Origin of the sequence: Streptomyces sp. NPDC046215 (assembly GCF_040646215.1) — a bacterium.
Classification (GTDB): domain Bacteria; phylum Actinomycetota; class Actinomycetes; order Streptomycetales; family Streptomycetaceae; genus Streptomyces; species Streptomyces stramineus.
In genome coordinates, this window is the sequence record NZ_JBEYZW010000026.1 from 73,030 (window position 1) to 91,474 (window position 18,445).

Annotated in this window: 11 protein-coding genes; 4 read left to right on the top strand and 7 right to left on the bottom strand. The window is 73.1% G+C overall.

All coding sequences use genetic code 11. The features are described 5' to 3' along the window. Positions 1 to 327 precede the first annotated feature (327 nt). Together ABZ951_RS14390 and ABZ951_RS14395 are read left to right on the top strand one after the other, a co-directional pair. A complete protein-coding gene (locus tag ABZ951_RS14390; protein WP_344095700.1) occupies positions 328 to 2,478 on the top strand; it encodes an MMPL family transporter in 2,151 nt (716 codons plus the stop codon). A 180-nt stretch (positions 2,479 to 2,658) separates the two neighbouring features. Next, positions 2,659 to 3,219: a hypothetical protein gene (locus ABZ951_RS14395; protein ID WP_344095698.1), complete on the top strand. Its 561-nt coding sequence runs from the start codon at positions 2,659 to 2,661 to the stop codon at positions 3,217 to 3,219. Between the two features lie 3 nt (positions 3,220 to 3,222). Here ABZ951_RS14395 and ABZ951_RS14400 read toward each other — a convergent pair whose 3' ends face one another. The 6 genes from ABZ951_RS14400 to ABZ951_RS14425 all read right to left on the bottom strand — a co-directional run bounded on the left by ABZ951_RS14400 (position 3,223) and on the right by ABZ951_RS14425 (position 10,868). Continuing rightward, the gene (locus ABZ951_RS14400) at positions 3,223 to 4,830 is read right to left on the bottom strand and encodes an APC family permease (protein ID WP_344095696.1); all 1,608 of its coding nucleotides are present in this window, start codon (positions 4,828 to 4,830) and stop codon (positions 3,223 to 3,225) included. 214 nt (positions 4,831 to 5,044) lie between these two features. After that, positions 5,045 to 6,802, bottom strand: coding sequence for a D-aminoacylase (locus ABZ951_RS14405; protein WP_344095694.1), 1,758 nt, complete (start codon positions 6,800 to 6,802; stop codon positions 5,045 to 5,047). A gap of 97 nt (positions 6,803 to 6,899) precedes the next feature. Then, positions 6,900 to 8,027: an LLM class flavin-dependent oxidoreductase gene (locus ABZ951_RS14410; RefSeq protein WP_344095692.1), complete on the bottom strand. Its 1,128-nt coding sequence runs from the start codon at positions 8,025 to 8,027 to the stop codon at positions 6,900 to 6,902. 112 nt (positions 8,028 to 8,139) lie between these two features. Then, entirely contained in the window at positions 8,140 to 8,928 is a 789-nt protein-coding gene (locus ABZ951_RS14415; protein WP_344095690.1) for a glucose 1-dehydrogenase, read from the bottom strand. Positions 8,929 to 8,971: 43 nt separating this feature from the next. Next, positions 8,972 to 9,931, bottom strand: coding sequence for a TIGR03619 family F420-dependent LLM class oxidoreductase (locus ABZ951_RS14420; RefSeq protein ID WP_344095688.1), 960 nt, complete (start codon positions 9,929 to 9,931; stop codon positions 8,972 to 8,974). A 100-nt stretch (positions 9,932 to 10,031) separates the two neighbouring features. Beyond that, positions 10,032 to 10,868, bottom strand: a complete 837-nt coding sequence (locus ABZ951_RS14425) for a DUF4231 domain-containing protein (protein WP_344095686.1) — start codon at positions 10,866 to 10,868, stop codon at positions 10,032 to 10,034. A 331-nt stretch (positions 10,869 to 11,199) separates the two neighbouring features. Between ABZ951_RS14425 and ABZ951_RS14430 the strand changes: the two genes are divergently transcribed. Further along, complete coding sequence (locus ABZ951_RS14430) at positions 11,200 to 14,037, top strand: TIR domain-containing protein (protein ID WP_344095684.1); 2,838 nt, start codon at positions 11,200 to 11,202, stop codon at positions 14,035 to 14,037. Between the two features lie 4 nt (positions 14,038 to 14,041). Here ABZ951_RS14430 and ABZ951_RS14435 read toward each other — a convergent pair whose 3' ends face one another. Further along, positions 14,042 to 15,259, bottom strand: a complete 1,218-nt coding sequence (locus ABZ951_RS14435) for an amidohydrolase family protein (RefSeq protein ID WP_344095682.1) — start codon at positions 15,257 to 15,259, stop codon at positions 14,042 to 14,044. A gap of 154 nt (positions 15,260 to 15,413) precedes the next feature. On the opposite strand from ABZ951_RS14435, the gene ABZ951_RS14440 reads away from it, so the two are divergent. Next, positions 15,414 to 18,353: a BTAD domain-containing putative transcriptional regulator gene (locus ABZ951_RS14440; RefSeq protein WP_344095680.1), complete on the top strand. Its 2,940-nt coding sequence runs from the start codon at positions 15,414 to 15,416 to the stop codon at positions 18,351 to 18,353. Positions 18,354 to 18,445 lie beyond the last annotated feature (92 nt).

Sequence of the window (18,445 nt, forward strand, 5' to 3'; positions counted from 1 at the left end):
CACATAAACACAATGAAGTCATTGCGCGGAACGAATCCCGAGAATGATATCCAGCGATTACCGCGACGCCGGGCAACCGGGCGGGCGGAAATGCGAGCACCGCCCGGGAATTACTGCACAATGGCGCGGGACGGGCGGCGCCCCGACCGGCCCGCCACCGTGCCGCAGCAGGTCACTCGGCAACGGCACGGCACGTCGGGCCGCACGACGGGCACCCCGGGAATGAAAGCTGGAATGACAGCGCACCAGAGCGGAAAAACCCTTCCGGACACCACCGGAAAAGACGTTCCCCACGGCCCGGGAATCCCCGGCCTCCGGGGTCGCCCGGTGACGAGCAGCCCGCCCCGGGTCTCCCCGCCCGCGACCCCGCCGCCGGCCGCGCGCACCGTGCGGCGCGCCTGGCGCGGCGTCCTGGCCGCCGTGGCCGCCTTGTGCGTCCTGGGCCCGGCCGGCGCCGGGCTGTGGGACCGGCTGGACGAGGGCGGCTTCGCCGTCACCGGCTCGCCCTCCGAGCGGGTCGAGGAACGGGCGGCGGCCCTGGGCGCGGGCACCCCCGACCTCGTCCTGCGTGTCGAGGCCGGCGAGGGCGGCGTGGACGCCCCCCGCACGGCCGCCGCCGCCCGCGCGCTGACGGACCGGCTCCGGCGGGAGCCGGGCGTGCGCGGGGTGGCCGGGTACTGGGACAGCGGACACCCCGGCCTGCGGTCCCGCGACGGCACCGCCGCCGTCGTCACCGCCGACCTGGCCGGCAGCGAGTCCGACCGCGCCCGGAGCGCCGCGGACCTCGCGCCCCGCTACGCCCGCACCGCGCCGCCCCTGCGGGTGTCGGCCACCGGCTCCGCCTGGACCCGCGCCCAGGCCACCGCGTACAGCCGGGCCGACCTGATCAGGGCCGAACTCATCGCGGGGCCCGTGGTGCTGGCGCTCCTCGCGTTCGCCTTCCGCTCCCTCCTCGCGGCGCTGCTGCCGACCGCGGTGGCCCTGCTCGCCTCGGTCGCCGCCCTCGCCGGGCTGCACGGCCTCTCCTACCTCACGCCCGTCTCGACGTTCGCCGTCAACCTCGTCGCCGCCCTCGGCTTCGGCCTGGCCGTCGACTACGGCCTCTTCCTCCTCAACCGCTACCAGGAGGAACGCGCGCACGGCGCCGCCCACGACGAGGCCGTGCGGACCATGCTGCGCACCGCGGGCCGGGCCGTCGGGGCCTCGGCGGCCACGGTGACCGCGGCGCTGTGCGTCCTCCTCGTCTTCCCCGTGCCCTTCCTGCGCTCGATGGCCCTGGCGGGCGCCCTGGTCACCGTCCTGGCGGCGGTGTCCGCGCGGCTGCTGGTGCCGGTGCTGCTGACCGTCCGCACCGGGGGCGCGGCGCCCCGGACCCGGCCCCCGGGCGACAGCCCGCGGTGGCGCCGGCTGGCCGTGGCCGTCACCCGCCGCCCGGTCCTCGCCGGGGGCCTGTGCAGCCTGGTCCTCGCCGCCCTGATGCTCCCGGGCGCCCACGCCCGGTTCGGCCTCATCGACGAACGGGTGCTGCCGCGCTCCGCCGAGGCGCACGCCGTGGCCGACCGGCTGCGCGCCGACTTCGGCTTCCACCCGGACCGTCAGCTGCGGGTCGTCCTGCCGGACGTCCGCGACGGCGTGGCCCTGGACGACTACGCCCGCCGCCTGTCGGCCCTGCCGGGCGCGTCCCGCGTGGACACGGCCCTCGGCGGCTACGAGGACGGCCGCCCCACCTGGCGGCCCCGCGCCACCGCTCCCCCGCTCCGCGGCACCGTGGCGGTGGTGACCGGCCGCGGCGACCCCCAGGGCGCGGAGGCGGCCGCGCTCCTCGCCGACGTCCGGCGCCTGCCCGCCCCCGGCGCGGCCGCCGTCACCGGCCCGGCCCTCCGCTTCGAAGAGATCACCTCGGCGCTCAGGGACCATCTCCCGCCGGCCGGGGGCCTGCTCTGCGGCGTCACGCTCGTGATGCTCATCGGCTGCACCCGCAGCCTCCTCATCCCCGTCAAGGCCCTGGCCATGGCCTTTCTGAGCCTCACCGCGGGGTGCGGCGCGCTGGTGCTGGTCTTCCAGGACGGCTGGAGCCCGACCGCCCACTTCGCCACCGTCGCGGCGCTGGACAGCACCATCCCGCTGCTGATGTTCTGCGTCGCCTTCGGCCTGTGCGTCGACTACGAGATCTTCCTCATCTCCCGCATCCGCGAGGAGTACCTCAGAACGGGCGACAACACCCGGGCGGTCATCACGGGCATCGCCCGCACCGGCCGCGTCTTCACGCTCGCCGCGTGCGCGGTGGCGGTGGCGATGGCGGCCCTGGCCACCTCGCGGGTCTCGCTGCTCCAGCAGTTGGGGGTGGGGCTGGCGGTGGCGGTCCTGGTGGACGCGACGCTGGTTCGCGGGGTGCTGGTCCCGGCGTTCCTCCGCCTGACGGGCCGCGCGAACTGGTGGCCGTCCGGCCCTGCCGTGCCGCCGGCTCCGGACGCCTGAGCGCCGCCCGCCGTTCCGTCACCTCACGGCCGGTGTCCGAGGAGTCCGAGCCGGACACCTCGGCTGACCGCGGCCGCTTCGGGCCAACCGTTGGCCAGAACATGACCACCAGCGCAACTATGCCGTCGACCCGGTCGTCCAACGTATGCACCTGTACTCGGTTCATATCGGAGGTAAGTCATGCGACGGTTGACGACAGCGGCAGCAGCGCTCGTGCTGGCGGGCGCCGGGATCGCGGGTACGGCCGGCGCGGCCCACGCGGACGGCAAGGCCACCGTGGCCGACTGCGCGACCGCGTGGGGCAGCCTCACGAAGTCCTCTTCCGCCCCGGGCACCACCCCGCTGCGGAACATCCGCACCGGCGCGAACACCTGCTACGACCGGATCGTCTTCGACATCGACGGCGCGACGGCCGAGCGCGGCTACCACGTCGGCTACGTGGACAAGTTCCAGCAGGACGGCTCGGGTGAGGAGATCCCCGTCAACGGCGGCGCCATCCTGCAGATCTTCGTCCACGCCCCGAGCTACGACCCGTACACCGGCAAGCCGACGTACGGCGGCAAGGGCGGCCAGTCCCTGCCGGGTGTGGACCTCACCGGCTACAAGACCTTCAAGGACACCAAGTTCGGTGCCAGCTTCGAGGGCCAGACCCAGGTCGGCGTGGGCGTGCGCGCCAAGCTGCCGTTCCGGGTGTCGCAGACCACCGACAAGCTGATCGTGGACGTAGCCCACACCTGGTAGGCGTCAGCGGTAGGTTCGGGACACCCGGCCGCCCGATTCGTCCGGGTACGGGGTCCCGAAGCTACCGCGGAGCTGGCGGCCCCGAAAGAACGCCGGCCTCCTCCACCGCATCAGCAACATCAACACCACCCCCAGAAGCAGCAACCCCACCCCGATGACAAAAACGGACCCCACCCCGAAAACCGCACTGCCACTGCCGTACCCCGGGTCCCGCATGTCGTACAGCGTCTTGAAGAAGACCCCCGCCAGAAGCAGGCCGCCCACCGAGGGGAAGACGCCCTTGAAGAGGGCGTCGCGCACGGAGCGGCGCAGGTCGGCGCGGAAGTACCAGGCGCAGGCGAAGGCCGTGATCGAGTAGTAGAAGCAGATCATGAGCCCGAGCGCGTAAATGGTGTCGATGAGGACGTTCTCGCTGAGGAAGCTCATGGTGGCGTAGAAGACGCCGGTGGCGATGCCCGCCGCGACGGTGGCCCGGCCGGGGCTCTGGAAGCGGGGGTGGATGCGGGCGAAGGAGGGCGGCAGCGCCCGGTAGGCGCTCATCGCCAGGACGGTACGGGCCACGGGCAGGAACGTCGTCTGGAGGCTGGCGGCCGCGGAGGCGAGGACGGCGACGAAGAGCAGGATGCCGAGCGCCGTGCCCAGGACGGGGTCGGCGAGGGCGGCGAAGACGTTGCCCGCGGTGTCGGGGTTGCCGAGGCCGGTGCCCTGTTCGCCGGTGCCGGCGAACATCTGGGCGGCGACGGCGGTCATCAGGTAGGAGCCGACGAGGACGACCATGGCGATGAGCGCGGCCCGGCCGGGTGTCCGGTCGCTGCCGGAGGTCTCCTCGTTGACGGTCAGGCAGGCGTCCCAGCCCCAGAACATGAAGATCGACAGGGACAGCCCGGCGGTGAAGGCGGCGAAGGACCGGACGGCGAAGGGGTTGAGCCAGGTCCAGGAGAAGTCGACGGAGCCGGGCAGGTCGCCGGTGCGGGCCTTGACCAGGGCCATGGTGACGAAGACGGCCAGGACCGCGAGCTGGAGGCCCACGAGCGCGTACTGCACGCCCTTGGTGGCGGTCATGCCGCGGTAGCTGACGGCCGTCGCGGCGGCGATGAAGGCGAGGCACGTCGCGACGTGGACGGGCCGGTCGTCGTCGAGGGCGGCGACGGCGCCGCTGCCGGTGATCTCGCCGAGCAGGAGGTAGAAGAAGGATGTCGCGACGCCGGCGAGGTTGGACAGCACGATGATGGTCGCGACGACGAGGCCCCAGCCGCACATCCAGCCCACCTTGGGGCCGAACGCCTGGACGCTCCAGGTGAACGAGGTGCCGCAGTCGGGGACGGCCTTGTTCAGCTCGCGGTAGGCGAAGGCGACGAGCAGCATCGGCAGGAAGCCGGCCAGGAAGACGGCGGGCATCTGCACGCCGACCTGGCCGACGGTCGGGCCGAGGGTGGACGTCAGGCAGTAGACGGGGGCGACGGTGGAGACGCCGATGACGGCGCTGCCGAGCAGGCCGACGGAATTGCCGCTGAGCCCTTTGGCGCCCTTGCGGGAAGGCTCTTCGCCGCTTTCGCCGCCGACGCTCGTTACCGTGTCTCCGGCCGTGGGCCGCGGGTCTACCTGAACCATGGCCAGGACGTTAAGTGCTGCTGTTTCCGTATCCGGATGGCGGAACTCCGGGTGGTTGGGCTGGAATCTGTCCGCTGAAAAGGCGAATTGGCCTGGCAATGGAAGGCGATGGGTGCATTACGGCGGGTAACAGTAAGGCGCGGGCGGCCTTTCAGCCCGCTGCGGGAATCGCAGCACCGTACCTTTTGCCCCGGTTCAAAAATTTCCCGCCGTCTCACCCTGTGGTCCGCACCGTCATCGTGTCCCGCCCCGACCGCAGCACCGCGCCCGGCACGGCGCCGGTCGTCACGTCGTGCCGCACCGTCTCCACGCCGTTGACGCGCACGCTCACCACGCCCACCGCCCGCGAGTCCAGCCGCGGGCTGTCCCCCGGCAGGTCGTGGACGAGCGTGGCGGGAGCGGCGTCGATGCGGGCGGGGTCGAACAGCACGAGGTCCGCGTGGTGGCCCAGCGCGATCCGGCCGCGGTCGCGGAGGCCGAAGAGGCGCGCGGGGTCGTCCGTGAGCATCCGTACGGCCGTCTCCAGGGGGACGAGCTCGCGCCCCCGCAGGCAGTCGCCGAGGAAGCGCGTGGTGTACGGGGCCCCGCACATCCGGTCCAAGTGCGCGCCCGCGTCCGAGCCCCCGAGCAGGACGTCCTCGTGCTCCCAAGTCCGCCGGCGCAGCTCCCAGCTTGCGGGGTCGTTGTCGGCGGGCATCGGCCACAGGACGGTGCGCAGGTCGTCGGCGGCGCAGATCTCCACCAGGCACGCGAAGGGGTCGGTGCCGCGCTCGGCGGCGATGTCGCGGACGGCCCGCCCGGTGAGGCCCTCGTTCTCCTTGGCGTAGGTGTCCCCGATGACGTACCGGCCGAAGTCCGCGAGCCGCCGGAAGACGCCCGCCTCGTCGCTGCGCGCGCGGCGCAGCAGCTCGGCCCGCACCGGTGCCCTGCGCAGTTCGGCGATGCGCCGGGGGACGGGCAGGGCGAGGATTTCGCCCCAGCCGGGGATCAGGTTCAGGGCGCAGAAGGTGCCCAGCGACATGTTCATGGGGGTGAGGATCGGCATGGTCAGCGCGACGATCCGGCCGCCCGCGGCGCGGGCGCTGCGGCTCGCCTGGAGCTGGCGGGGCACCCGCCCGGGTTCGGCCGCGTCGATGGTGAGCACGTTCCAGTTCAGGGGCCGGCCGGCGGCGGCGGTCATGGCGGTGAGGAGCTCGATCTCCTCGTCGGCGAAGCGGTCGAGGCAGCCGGCGACGATGGCCTCCAGCTGGGTGCCCTCGTGCTCGCCGACGGCGCGGGCGAGGGCGATCAGCTCGGCGGGCCGGGCGTGCCGGGAGGCGACGGGCCGGCCGTCGCCGTCGGAGTGGGTGGTGGACTGGGTGGTGGACAGCCCCCAGGCGCCCGCGTCCAGCGCGTCGTGGAGGAGGGCGAGCATCCCGCGCGTCTGCCCGTCGTCGGGCCGGCCGCCCACCGCCTCGGGGCCCATGACGTACCGGCGCAGGGCGCAGTGGCCCACCATGAAGCCGGCGTTGACGGCGATGCGCCCCTCCAGCGCGTCGAGGTACTCGCCGAACGACGACCACGACCAGGGGGCGCCGTCCTCCAGCGCGGCGAGGGACATGCCTTCGACCTTGCTCATCATCCGCCGCGTGTAGTCGGCGTCCTCGGGGCGCGCGGGGTGGAGCGGGGCGAGGGAGAAGCCGCAGTTGCCGCCGACGACGGTGGTGACGCCGTGGCTCATGGACGGGGTGGCGTAGGGATCCCAGAACAGCTGGGCGTCGTAGTGGGTGTGCGGGTCGACGAATCCGGGAGTGAGGACGAGCCCGGTGGCGTCCTCCTCCGTCCTCGCCCGCTCCCCGACCCGGCCCGCCATGGTCCGCCCGGGCGTGCCGATCACCGCGATCCGCCCGTCGCGGATGCCGACGTCGGCGACGTAGGACGGGGCTCCGGTGCCGTCGACGACGGTGGCGCGGCGGATGAGATGGTCGAGCATGTCGGTCACCTCTCTGGGGCAGGTCGCCGGGCGCTCGCGTGCGAGGGCCGGGGCGGCGGCCCGGGAGGCGCCGCCCCGGTGCGGGTGGGGGCGCGGGTCAGCGGCCGGCGCCCTGGCGGAACCGCGCGGTGCGGTGCACCGGGTCCGTGTCGATCTTCGGTATGACGTGCTCCCCGATGAGCCGGATGGTCTCCATGGTGTGCTCGTACGGCACCCCGATCGGCAGGCCGAACGACAGCTGGTCGGCTCCCGCCTGTTCCCAGCGCTTGCACTGGCGGAAGACCTCGTCCGGGTCGCCGCAGATCATCAGCTCCTCGGCGATGAGCAGTTCGATGATCTCCTCGGTGTACTCGGGCAGCAGCTCCGGCCACCGGGGGATGCCCTCGGGGCGAGGGAAGGTGTCGTGGTAGCGGAAAAGGAGGGATTGCAAGTAGTGCAGCCCGCCGCTCACCGCGACGGCGACGGCCTGCTCGTGGGTCTCGGCGCAGATGGCCGTCGAGGTCACCATCACGTTGTCGTTGACGAACGCGCCGACCGGCTCCGCCTGGGCGATCGCCGTCTTGTAGGAGTCGACGACCCACTCCATGTCGGCGACCTTCTGCACGCTGAAGCCGAGGACGCCCAGGCCCTTGCGCGCCGCCATCGCGTACGAGGACGGCGAGCCGGCCGCGTACCACATCGGGGGGTGCGCGGGCCCGTACGGCTTGGGCAGGATCTTGCGGGGCGGCAGGGACCAGTGGGTGCCCCGGAAGCCCGGGTACTCCTCCTGGAGCCACATCCTGGGGAATTCGGCGATGGTCTCTTCCCAGATCTCCTTGGTGTGGTTCATGTCGGTCACGCCCGGGATGAAGCCGAGGATCTCGTGGCTGCCCGCGCCGCGGCCGGTGCCGAACTCGAAGCGTCCGCCGGAGAGGTGGTCGAGCATGGCGGCCTTCTCGGCGACCTTGGCCGGGTGGTTGACCTGGGGCAGGGGGTTGAAGATCCCGGAGCCGAGGTGGATGCGGTCGGTGGCGTGCGCGAGGTAGCCGAGGAAGACGTCGTTGGCGGAGAGGTGCGAGTACTCGTCCAGGAAGTGGTGTTCGGAGGCCCAGGCGTACTTGAAGCCCGACTTGTCGGCCTGGATGACGTACTCGGTCTCCTCCAGCAGCGCGTGGTGCTCGGCCTCGGGGTCCGTCCGCGACCTGCTCGCCGGTACATACCCCTGCACAAAGATCCCGAATTCCACGGAGGTTCACCGTCCCTAAATTCCTGACGTACCGTCAGCTCCGCCGGATACGGAGACTCTGGCACCGGCGCCAGGGGGCGTCAAGAGAGCGGCGAGGGACGCCGGAGGCGCTCTAGAACGGGGCCGCCACCCCCGCCAGCCAGCCCCCGTCCACGACGAACGGCTGCCCGGTGACGTACGAGGAGTCGTCCGACGTGAGGAACAGCGCCAGCCGCGCCACTTCCTCCGGCCGCCCGATCCGCCCCATCGGCACCACCTTCCGGTACAGCCCGTCCGCGGCCTCGGCCGCCTCGGCCGCGTCGGCGGTGGGGTCGAGGACGGCCGGGTTGGTCATGGCGGTGTCGACCGCGCCGGGGCACATGGCGTTGACGCGGATGCCCTGCTCCGCGAGCTCCAGGGCCGCCACGCGCGTCATGGCGACGACGGCCGCCTTGGTCGCCGCGTACGAGGTGAGGAACGCCAGGCCCGCCAGGGCGACGTAGGAGGCGGTGTTGACGATCGTCCCGCCGCCCGCGGCCGCCAGCTCGGGGGCGGCGGCCCGCATGCCCAGGAAGGTGCCCGTCTGATTGACCCGGACGACCTCCAGGTACTCCTCCCGCGGGGTGTTCACCAGCTCGTTGAAGCGGAGGATGCCGGCGTTGTTGACCAGGCCGTCGAGCCTGCCGAAGGTCCGCTTCGCGGCGGCGACGGCCGCGTCCCAGTCGGCCTCCTCGCCGACGTCCAGGTGGACGTACAGGGCCGACTCCGGGCCGAGCTCCTTCGCCACGGCCGCGCCGGGCCCGTCGAGGACGTCGGCCAGGACGACCCTGGCCCCCTCGGCGGCGAAGAGCCGCGCCTCCTGCTCGCCCTGCCCGCGCGCGGCGCCCGTGACGAGCACGACGCGGCCGTCGAGTTTGCCCATGGGTGGTCCCACCTCTCGGGTTGCGGTTGCGGGTGCCGCGCCTTCAGTCGTCCAGGAGCGGGGCCACCCCGGTGGCGAACGCCTCCATCTGGTCCAGGAGTTCGGACAGGCCCCGGCAGCGGAACCGCACCTGGATCTGGTCCGCGCCCATCACCCGGTAGGCGCGCAGCGACTCCGCGATCGTCTCCGCGCGGCCGGTCAGCGTGCGCGCCCCGGTCTCCCAGCCGGGGTCGCCGACGTACAGGGCCTCGCTGATCACCCCGACGGCGAACGGTCCGCCGCGCCCGGCCTCCTCGCGCAGCCGGCGCAGCTCGGCGATGCGGCCGGGCAGCTCCGCGCGCCGGTCGCCCTGGGAGAGCCAGCCGTCACCCCGGAGCGCCGCCCGGCGGAGCGCGGCGGGCGAGGAGCCGCCCACCCAGAAGGGCGGGCGGGGGGTGCGGGCGGGGCGGGGCGCCTGGCCCAGGCCGCGGAAGGCGAAGCGGCCGCCGTGGAACTCCGGGAACTCGCCCGGCCCCAGGGCCGCCTTGAGCGCGTCGACCGTCTCGTCCAGGATCGCGCCGCGCCGCCGGAAGTCCACGCCGAGCGCCTCGAACTCCTCGCGCACGTGCCCGGCGCCGACGCCGAGGACGAGCCGCCCGTCCGCGAGCCGGTCGACGGTCGCGTACTGCTTGGCGAGGGCGAGCGGGTGCCGGAGGGCGGCCACGGCTACATGGCTCAGGAGCAGGGTGCGCTCGGTGACCGCGGCGAGGTGGGCGAGGGTGGCCACCGGGTCGTACCAGGTGGTGCCCATGGCGGCGGCCAGGCGCGCGGGGATCGCCACGTGGTCGCAGGTGGCGAGGTAGGCGAAGCCGAGGCGGTCGGCGGCGCGGGCGGTCTCCCGCAGGTCGGCGGGCCCGCCCTCGACCTCCCAGGGCTCGGCGTAGAGGGTGCTGAGCGAGGTGACGGGCAGCTGCATCCCGTAGGAGAGGCGGCCCTCGGGGAGGACCCGCAGACCGTGGCGCATGCCGACCCCTCCCACCGACCTGACGGGCAGTCACCTTTGCGGGTCCCATCGTCCGGGGCGATCGGCCGGCAGGCAAGACCCGCGGCCGGCGCGGTCGCGATCAGACGGCCGATCCGCGGGCGGCCCGCCACATCGTGTGCTCGCGGCTGATCGCCTCCTCCGCGTCGGCCACCTCGCGCGCCCAGGCCGCCTCGTCACAGGTCAGCGCGAGCCGCTCGTGGACGATGCTGAGCTCCGTCGCGGCGAAGGTGTACGCCCGGCCGAGCGACTCGTGCTGCCGCACGGCGAACCAGGCCGCTCCCGCGCCGAGCACCGCCGCCAGCACACCTGGCAGGTCGAACTCCACCACGCCGGTGAGCCGGAGGGCCGCGGCGAGCACCCCGAGCCCCTCCACGGCGATCAGGGCGAGGCGCCAGCGGTGCGCGAGCCGGGTGTTGAGGCGGGCCTTCGCGCCGTACCAGCGCTGCTGGTCCTCGATGCGCCCCTCGATGTACGAGCGCTTGCGGGACGCGAAGTCACCTTCCCGCAGCCGGTTCATGGCGTCGGTGGCGGCCATCGAGCCGACGGGGGCGATGCTGCTGCTCGGCGCTTCGCGCAGCAGTACTTCCAGACGCTCGTGGAACCGTCTGGCCGCGAGGGGGCCGGGCAGGTCCGCGGAGAACGGCTCGCCGCCCACCGCGTACCGCCACGCCAGCGTCTTCGTCGACTCCGCGAGGGCCCGCCCGTCGTACCAGGCCCGCTCCGGGCGCTCCGCCAGCATCCACACCTCCAGGCACACGGTCGCGAGGAAGGCCAGGAGCACGGCGGCCACCGCGGTGGTCATGTCGACGGCGGCGAGCGCCGCGGCCAGGACGGCCAGCAGCAGGCGCCATTTCGTCCCCGTCATATAGCTGCGCTGGCCCGCCAGGGACGCGGTGTCGGCCGCCTGGAACACCACCGGGAAATCTTCGTCTTTCAGAATCCGCACCTCAGCCACGGCCGCCCCGCCCCTCATATCCCCATGCCCCGCGAAACCGAAGGGGAGTGTACGGTCGGTTCGTGCCGACTGTCCGGAGAATGCGTTTTCCGGAATACCCGGCGGACGGGCGACAACCTGCCCGGGATTTCCATCATTTCCGCACATTTCCCTCTTTGCCGCCGCCTTCTCCTCGTTTCCCCCCGGCTTCAGCACCGGTTTCAGCCCCGGTTTCAGCCCTGCCGCGCGGTGGGATGAACGGACGACGGGCCTCGCACCGGGGCCCTGGACCTGCGCCGGGGGGACGGGTGACATGGGCAGGAACAACGCGGCCGGCACCGCCGCGGACAGCGACTACCGCTACGACGCGTTTATCTCGTACAGCCACGCCGCCGACCGGGCCAGAGCCGCGCATCTCCGGCGCGGATTGCAGAGTTTCGCCCGTAAATGGCGCCAATTACGGGCGCTCCGCATTTTCCTCGACAATGCGTCGCTGTCGGCAAACCCCGCGCTCTGGAGCGCGGTGGAAGACCACCTGAGAGCGTCCCGCACGCTGATCTACCTCGCCTCCCCCGAGGCCGCCCGCTCCCCGTGGGTGGGCCGGGAGATCGCCTGGTGGAAGGCCGGCGACCGGGCCCGTCACCTCCTGATCGTCGTGACCGGCGGCACGCTGGTGTGGGACCACGCCGCGGGGGATTTCGACTGGCGGCGCACCGACTGCCTGCCGCGCGAGATGGAGGACATGTTCACCGAGGAGCCCCGGTGGGTGGACCTGCGCTGGATGACGGAGGAGGACATCGGGTCGCTCCGGGATCCCCGCTTCCAGGAGTGCGTGGCGGATCTGGCGGCCCCCTTGCACGGCCGTCCCAAGGAAGACCTGATCGGCGAAGACGTCTCCCAGCACCGCCGGGCCAAACTGTTCACGCGGGGCGCCGTCTCCGTCGTCACCGCGCTGGCCGTCACGGCCGGCATCACCTCGGTCGTCGCCTTCCAGCAGCGGGACCGGGCCCGGGACCAGAACCGCCTCGCGACGTCCCGCCAGCTGGCGGCGACGGCGCTGAACCTCAGCGAGAGCGACCTGCGGCTGGCGTCGCTGCTGGCGATCGAGGCGTACCGCGTCCAGGCCACCCCCGAGGCGGTCTCCGCCCTGAACCGACTGGCCACGTCCAGCCCGCATCTCGTGCGGTTCGTGACGAGCGGGAAGGACGTGAGCGAACTGGCCTTCAGCCCGGACGGCAGCACGGTGGCCGTGGGGGACGAGGGGGGCGGGGTGACGGTCTGGCGCAGCGACGGTTCGGCCGTACGCGGCCGGACCAGCCTGCCCTCGGCGGTGACGGCCCTGGACTTCCGCGAGGACGGCTCCTCCTTGGCCGTCGGGGACGCCAAGGGCGCGCTGGGCGTCTACGACCTGGCGGGAAAGACGATGCGGCGGCTCTCCGGCGCCCCCGCGGGCGTCACGTCGGTGGCGTTCGACATGGCGGGAAATCTGGCCGTGGGGAGCGAAGGCGGCCACGTGGCGCTGTACACCGGCGCGAAGGAGAAGACGAAGGAGGTGGCCCTCAAGGAAGCGGGCGTCAGCAGCGTGTCGTTCTGGGACGAGGGCGCCCGGATCCTGGCCCTCGGTGCGAACGGCAGCGGCGTGCTGCTGTCGGTTCCCGAGCTCAGCACGGCGGGCGACAGCTGGGGAGGCGTCACCCCCGCCGGGAACTACGCGGCGGGCGCCTCCCCCTCGGGGTCGTGCTTCGGCTACATCAAATACGGCTCCACCTACGCCGCGGGCGCCGTGCGGCCGGATGAGAAGAAGGAGAGCAAGGCCTGCGGGGAATTCGCCTGGCTGCCGAACAAGGAGGCCCGTCTCTTCACCCTGGCCGACGCCGGGCGGATGGCGGTGGCCACGTCGACGGGCATCACGGTCGTCGATACGGCGGGCGGCAGCAGCGGCTTCGAGAACGGGGGCCGGGTCCGGGAGCTCACCGGCGTCGGTCCGCCCACGCTGATGCGGTTCTCGCCGGGCGCCGGCAGCAGGATGGCCTCGGCGGTCGGCCGTACCGTCGCCCTGTGGGACTTCGACCAGGCGGCTCGTACCGCCCATTCCTACGGGCTGCGCGTCCCGGACGTGGACAACGCCTCCCGTTCCCTGGCCATCGCCGCCGGGGCGGCCGGCCGGGTCTCCTGGAGCGGCCGGGGCAGCGGAGGGCCACCGCACACCTGGCCGCTGAAGGAGGCGGACGGCACCCTCTCCAGCAATGACGAGGACGACGGCTACGCGTACGCCGAAGCCCTCGCATACAGCGCCGACGGGAAGACCTTGTACGTCGGTTCGGAGAAGGCCGTCACCGTCTGGGAAGTCTCCGGCGAGCGCCCCGTTAAATCGAAAACCGTAGAGCTTCCGGTCAACAAGAACTCGGAGGTCCGGGTCGTCGCCGCTCTCGCGCCACGGGGTGACGGAAGGCTGGCCGCTTTGACAGCCGACGGATCGGTCCACGCCGTCGACCTCGCCACAGGGCGCGTACGGACCACCGTGCAGGGGAAACCACCGGGTCCGTACGACGGCCTCCAGGGCGCTCTGAGCGGGGACGGGCGCACGAGCGCAGTTGAGGGCCCCGGAGGGGACGTGAGCGTCTATGACGTGCTGTCCGGGCGCCGGCTCCAGACGGTGCCCTTGGGCGGTGAACCGGTCCAGAACCTCTTCCTGTCCGAGGGCGGCGGCTCGCTGTACGTCATCGGCGCCAAGCGGACGTTCGCGCGCTGGGACACCGGCGCGCGCCGTTTCCGCTGGCGTTCCGACGGGGCCGGGGCCTGGAGTGTGAAGGTGAGCGCCGACGGCGGGAAGGTCGTCACCCTCGCCTCCGACGGCACCGTCACCCAGTGGGGCGCGGCACACGGCGACCGGCTGAGCAGTTTCACCCTTCCCAGGGCGGTCGAGTCGATGAACGGGATGGTCGGGACCGGCGATCAGACGGGCATGGCCCTGTCCCCCGACGGCGGCACGCTGTGGACCGTCACCGAGGCCGGTGAAGTCCTCTCCTGGGACCTGTCGGAGAAGGCGTGGCTCACCGGCCTGTGCCGCACCGCGGGCCGCGACCTGACCGCCGCCGAGTGGCAGCGCTACGTGGGAACCGGCCGTCCGTCCCGTCCCACCTGTTCCTGAGCCCCTACCCCGCCCACAGGCCCTCCTCCGTCAGGCCCAGCAAGGCGATCGCGTTGCCCCGGACGATCCGTTCCACCACGTCCGGGGCCAGGTGGCCCATCTGCTCCTCGGCGACCTCCCGTGACCGCGGCCACGTGGAGTCGGAGTGCGGGTAGTCCGTCTCGTACAGGACGTTGCCGGCGCCGATGGCGTCGAGGTTGCGCAGGCCGAAGGCGTCGTCGAAGAAGCAGCCGTGGACGTGCGCGGCGAAGAGCTCCGAGGGCGGCCGCAGCACCTTGTCGGCGACGCCGCCCCAGCCGCGGTTCTCCGCCCAGACCACGTCCGCGCGCTCCAGGACGTACGGGATCCACCCGATCTGTCCCTCCGCGTACATGATGCGCAGGTGGGGGAAGCGGTCGAACGTGCCCGACATCAGCCAGTCGGCCAGGGAGAAACAGCAGTTGGCGAACGTCAGGGTGGATCCGACGGCGGGCGGGGCGTCCGCGGAGGTGGAGGGCATGCGGGAGGAGGAGCCGATGTGCATGGCGATGACGGTGCCGGTCTCGTCACAGGCCCGCAGGAAGGGGTCCCAGGCGTCGGTGTGGACGGACGGCAGGCCCAGGTGCGGCGGAATCTCGGAGAAGCACACGGCGCGGACGCCCCGCGCGGCGTTGCGGCGGACCTCCTCGGCGGCCAGGCCGGCGTCCCACAGCGGGATGAGGGTGAGCGGGATCAGCCGTCCGCCGGCGTCGGGGCCGCACCACTCCTCGACCATCCAGTCGTTGTAGGCGCGGACGCACAGCAGGCCGAGCTCACGGTCTTTCGCCTCGGTGAACGTCTGCCCGCAAAAACGCGGGAACGAGGGGAAACAGAGCGCGGATTGGACATGGTTGCGATCCATATCGGCCAACCGTTGCGGCACGCTGTAGGACCCGGGGCGCATCTGCTCGTACGTGATTCCCTCAAGTTTGATGTCGTCCCTGGAGCATCCGACGGCGGAATCAAGCCGAGTGAGCGGACGGTGCAAATCCTCATAGATCCACCAGTCCGTCTCCGGCCCGGGGTCGCCGGGGGCTCCCATGACCGGCGCGAAGCGTCCGCCGACGAAGGTCATCTCCTTCAGCGGCGCCCGGACGATCCGCGGCCCGACATCGCGAAACCGCGCTGGAAGACGGTCCTGCCAGACGCCAGGAGGCTCGACCGTGTGATCGTCCACCGAGATAATCCTGGGGAAGCTCTCCATGGCTGACACGTTAGCGACGAACTGACGATCCGTCAGTACGCCGGCTGGGCGGACGCCGGCAGGGCTTGTGGAGAGGCCGGACCCCTGCTGACGCGGAGGCTTCCGACAAGGCAGACTGGCCGGTGCGACCGAGCGGGACAAGCAGGGGGTCACCATGGCCGGCGACACAGGGCACGGGCAGCAGCTGCGTTTCACCGTGCTCGGGCCCGTCCGGGCCCGGCGCGGGAAGGAACTGCTCCACACCGGCTCACCCCAGCAGCGGGCGCTCCTCGCCGCGCTGCTGCTGCGCGGCGGCCGGACCGCCACCGCGCCGGAGCTGGTCGACGCGCTGTGGGGCGACGAGCCCCCGCACGCCGCCCTGGCCGCGCTGCGCACCTACGCCTCCCGGCTCCGCAAGGTCTTCGGCCCGGACGCCGACGCCCTGATCAGCGAGTCGGGCGGCTACGCGATCCGGGTGGGCGTGGACTGCCTCGACATCGACACCGCCGAGCACCTGGCCGCCGACGCCGAGAAGGCGCGCGCCGCCGGCGACCGGGACCGCGCCCGCGAGCTGATCAACGCGGCGCTCGACGTCTGGGACGGCGAGCCGCTGGCCGGCCTGCCCGGCCCGTACGCCGAGACTCAGCGCACCCGGCTGGAGGAGTGGCGGCTCACGCTCATCGAGGCCCGCCTCGACCTCGACCTGGAGGTCGGCGCCCACGCCGAAGCCGTCTCCGAGCTCACCGCGCTCACCGCCGCCCACCCGCTGCGCGAGCGGCTGCGGGAGCTGCTGATGCTCGCCCTCTACCGCAGCGGACGGCAGGCCGAGGCCCTCGCCGTCTACGCCGACACCCGGCGGCTCCTCGCCGACGAGCTGGGCGTGGACCCCTGCCCCGAGCTCTCCGAGCTCCAGCAGCGCATCCTCCAGGCCGACGCGGACCTCGCCCTGCACTTCACCCCGGACAGCCGCCCCGGCGCGGGCCCCGCCTTCGTCCGGCCGGCCCAGCTCCCGGCCACCGTCGCCGACTTCACCGGCCGCACCTCGTTCGTCGACGAGCTGAGCGACCAGCTGACCACCGCCGAGGGCCGCGTCATGGCGGTGTCCGCGGTCGCCGGCATCGGCGGCGTCGGCAAGACGACACTGGCGGTGCACATCGCCCACACCGCCCGCCACCACTTCCCCGACGGCCAGCTCTACGTCGACCTCCAGGGAGCGGGCCCGCTGCCCGCGGAGCCCGAGGCGGTGCTCGGTTCGTTCCTGCGCGCGCTCGGCATCCCCGACGCCGCCATTCCGGACGGGGTCCAGGAGCGGGCCGCGCTGTTCCGCTCCACCCTCGACGGGCGCCGGGTCCTCACCCTCCTCGACAACGCCCGCGACGCCGCCCAGATCCGGCCCCTGCTGCCGGGCACCGAGGGCTGCGCCGCGCTCGTCACCAGCCGCGCCCGCATGGTGGACCTCGCCGGCGCCCACCTCGTCGACCTCGACGTGATGAGCCCGGAGGAGGCGCTGGTCCTCTTCACCCGCGTCGTGGGCGAGGAGCGCGTGGGCGCCGAGCGCGACGCCGCCATGGACGTCGTCGCCGCCTGCGGCTTCCTGCCGCTCGCCATCCGCATCGCCGCCTCCCGGCTGGCCGCCCGCCGCACCTGGACCGTCTCCGTCCTGGCCCGCAAGCTCGGCGACGAGCGCCGCCGCCTGGACGAGCTGCGCGCCGGCGACCTCGCCGTGAAGGCCACCTTCGAGCTCGGCTACGGCCAGCTGGAGCCCGCCCAGGCCCGCGCCTTCCGCCTCCTCGGCCTCGCCGACGGCCCCGACTTCTCACTGGCCGCCGCCTCGGCCATGCTCGACCTGGACCCCGACGACACCGAGGACCTGCTGGAGTGCCTGGTCGACACCTCGCTCCTGGAGTCCGCCGCGCCGGGCCGGTACCGCTTCCACGACCTGGTGCGCCTCTACGCGCGTGCGTGCGCCGAGCGCGACGAGGAGCCGCCGTCCGAGCGCGACGCCGCCCTGTCCCGCCTCCTGGACTTCTACCTGGCGACCGCGGCGGGCGTGTACGTCCTGGAGCGGCCGGGCGACCAGCTCCTGGCCCACCTGACGCCCACCACGCACCCCGGGCTCACCTTCACCGACCGCGCGGCGGCGGGCGACTGGCTGTTCGCCGAGGCCGGCTGCCTGCTCGCCTGCGTGCGCCAGCACGCCGACGCCACCGGCGACACCCTGCGCCGCGCCGTCGACCTGCTGCTCGCGGCCAAGGACCTCGCCGAGTCGGGCGCCGACTCCCGCCTGTACGAGCAGGCCGCCGCGGCCCTGCTCGTCGCGACCCGGGCGGCCGGCGACCCCCAGGCCGAGGGACGCGCCCGGTACGTCCTGGCCCATGTGCACAGCATCGGGGGCCGGTTCGAGCTCGCCGACGAGCAGGCCCGGCACGCGGTCCTGCTCGGCCGCTCCTGCGGGGACCCCATCCCCTGCTGCTACGCCTCCAACATCCGCTGCATCATCGCCATCTACGAACACCGCCACAAGGACGCCGAGGTGTACGTGGGCCAGGCGCTCGCCGCCTTCCGCGCCGACGGCAACCGCCCGGGCGAGGCGAGCGCCCTCAGCAACCTCTCGCGGGTGCGCCTGGACAGCGGGCGCGTCGCCTCGGCGGTGGAGCTCGCCGAGCAGGCCCTCGCCCTCTACCGCGAGATAGGGGCCTCCTGGCGGGTCGCCAACGCCCTGTACGCCCTGGGGCTCGCCCTGACCCAGGGCGGGCGGCACGAGGAGGCCCTCACCCGGCTCTCCGAGGCCCTGCCGGTGTTCCGGGACAACCGGCAGCGGCTGTGGGAGGGCATGACGCACTACCGCCTCGCCGAGGTCCACTTCGCCGCCGGGCGGCCGACCGTGGCCGCCCACCACGCCGAGCAGGCGCTGAAGCTGCGGGGCATCGGCGGGGAGTGGCGGCGCGGCAACGTCCTGATCGTCCTGGGCCGTTCGCTGGAGTCGCTGGGGCAGCCGGGGCGGGCACGGGCCTGCTGGACCGAAGCCCTGTCGATCTTCGAGCAGCTCGGCACCTCGGAGGCCGCCGACGTACGGCGGCTCCTCACGGGCACGGGCGTGGCGGCGGTGGCGTAGGGCGTGTCTTACGGATCAGCCCGGGGCCGCGACGCCCGGCACGGCACCTCGCCGCGTTGTCGCATCACCCGAGTACGCCCAGTACGCGGGAG

Coding starts and splice junctions, on each gene's coding strand:
- ABZ951_RS14395 (WP_344095698.1), top strand. CDS start 2,659: ATGCGACGGTTGACGACAGCGGCAGCAGCGCTCGTGCTGGCGGGCGCC.
- ABZ951_RS14440 (WP_344095680.1), top strand. CDS start 15,414: ATGGCCGGCGACACAGGGCACGGGCAGCAGCTGCGTTTCACCGTGCTC.
- ABZ951_RS14405 (WP_344095694.1), bottom strand. CDS start 6,802: ATGCTCGACCATCTCATCCGCCGCGCCACCGTCGTCGACGGCACCGGA.
- ABZ951_RS14430 (WP_344095684.1), top strand. CDS start 11,200: ATGGGCAGGAACAACGCGGCCGGCACCGCCGCGGACAGCGACTACCGC.
- ABZ951_RS14420 (WP_344095688.1), bottom strand. CDS start 9,931: ATGCGCCACGGTCTGCGGGTCCTCCCCGAGGGCCGCCTCTCCTACGGG.
- ABZ951_RS14400 (WP_344095696.1), bottom strand. CDS start 4,830: ATGGTTCAGGTAGACCCGCGGCCCACGGCCGGAGACACGGTAACGAGC.
- ABZ951_RS14415 (WP_344095690.1), bottom strand. CDS start 8,928: ATGGGCAAACTCGACGGCCGCGTCGTGCTCGTCACGGGCGCCGCGCGC.
- ABZ951_RS14435 (WP_344095682.1), bottom strand. CDS start 15,259: ATGGAGAGCTTCCCCAGGATTATCTCGGTGGACGATCACACGGTCGAG.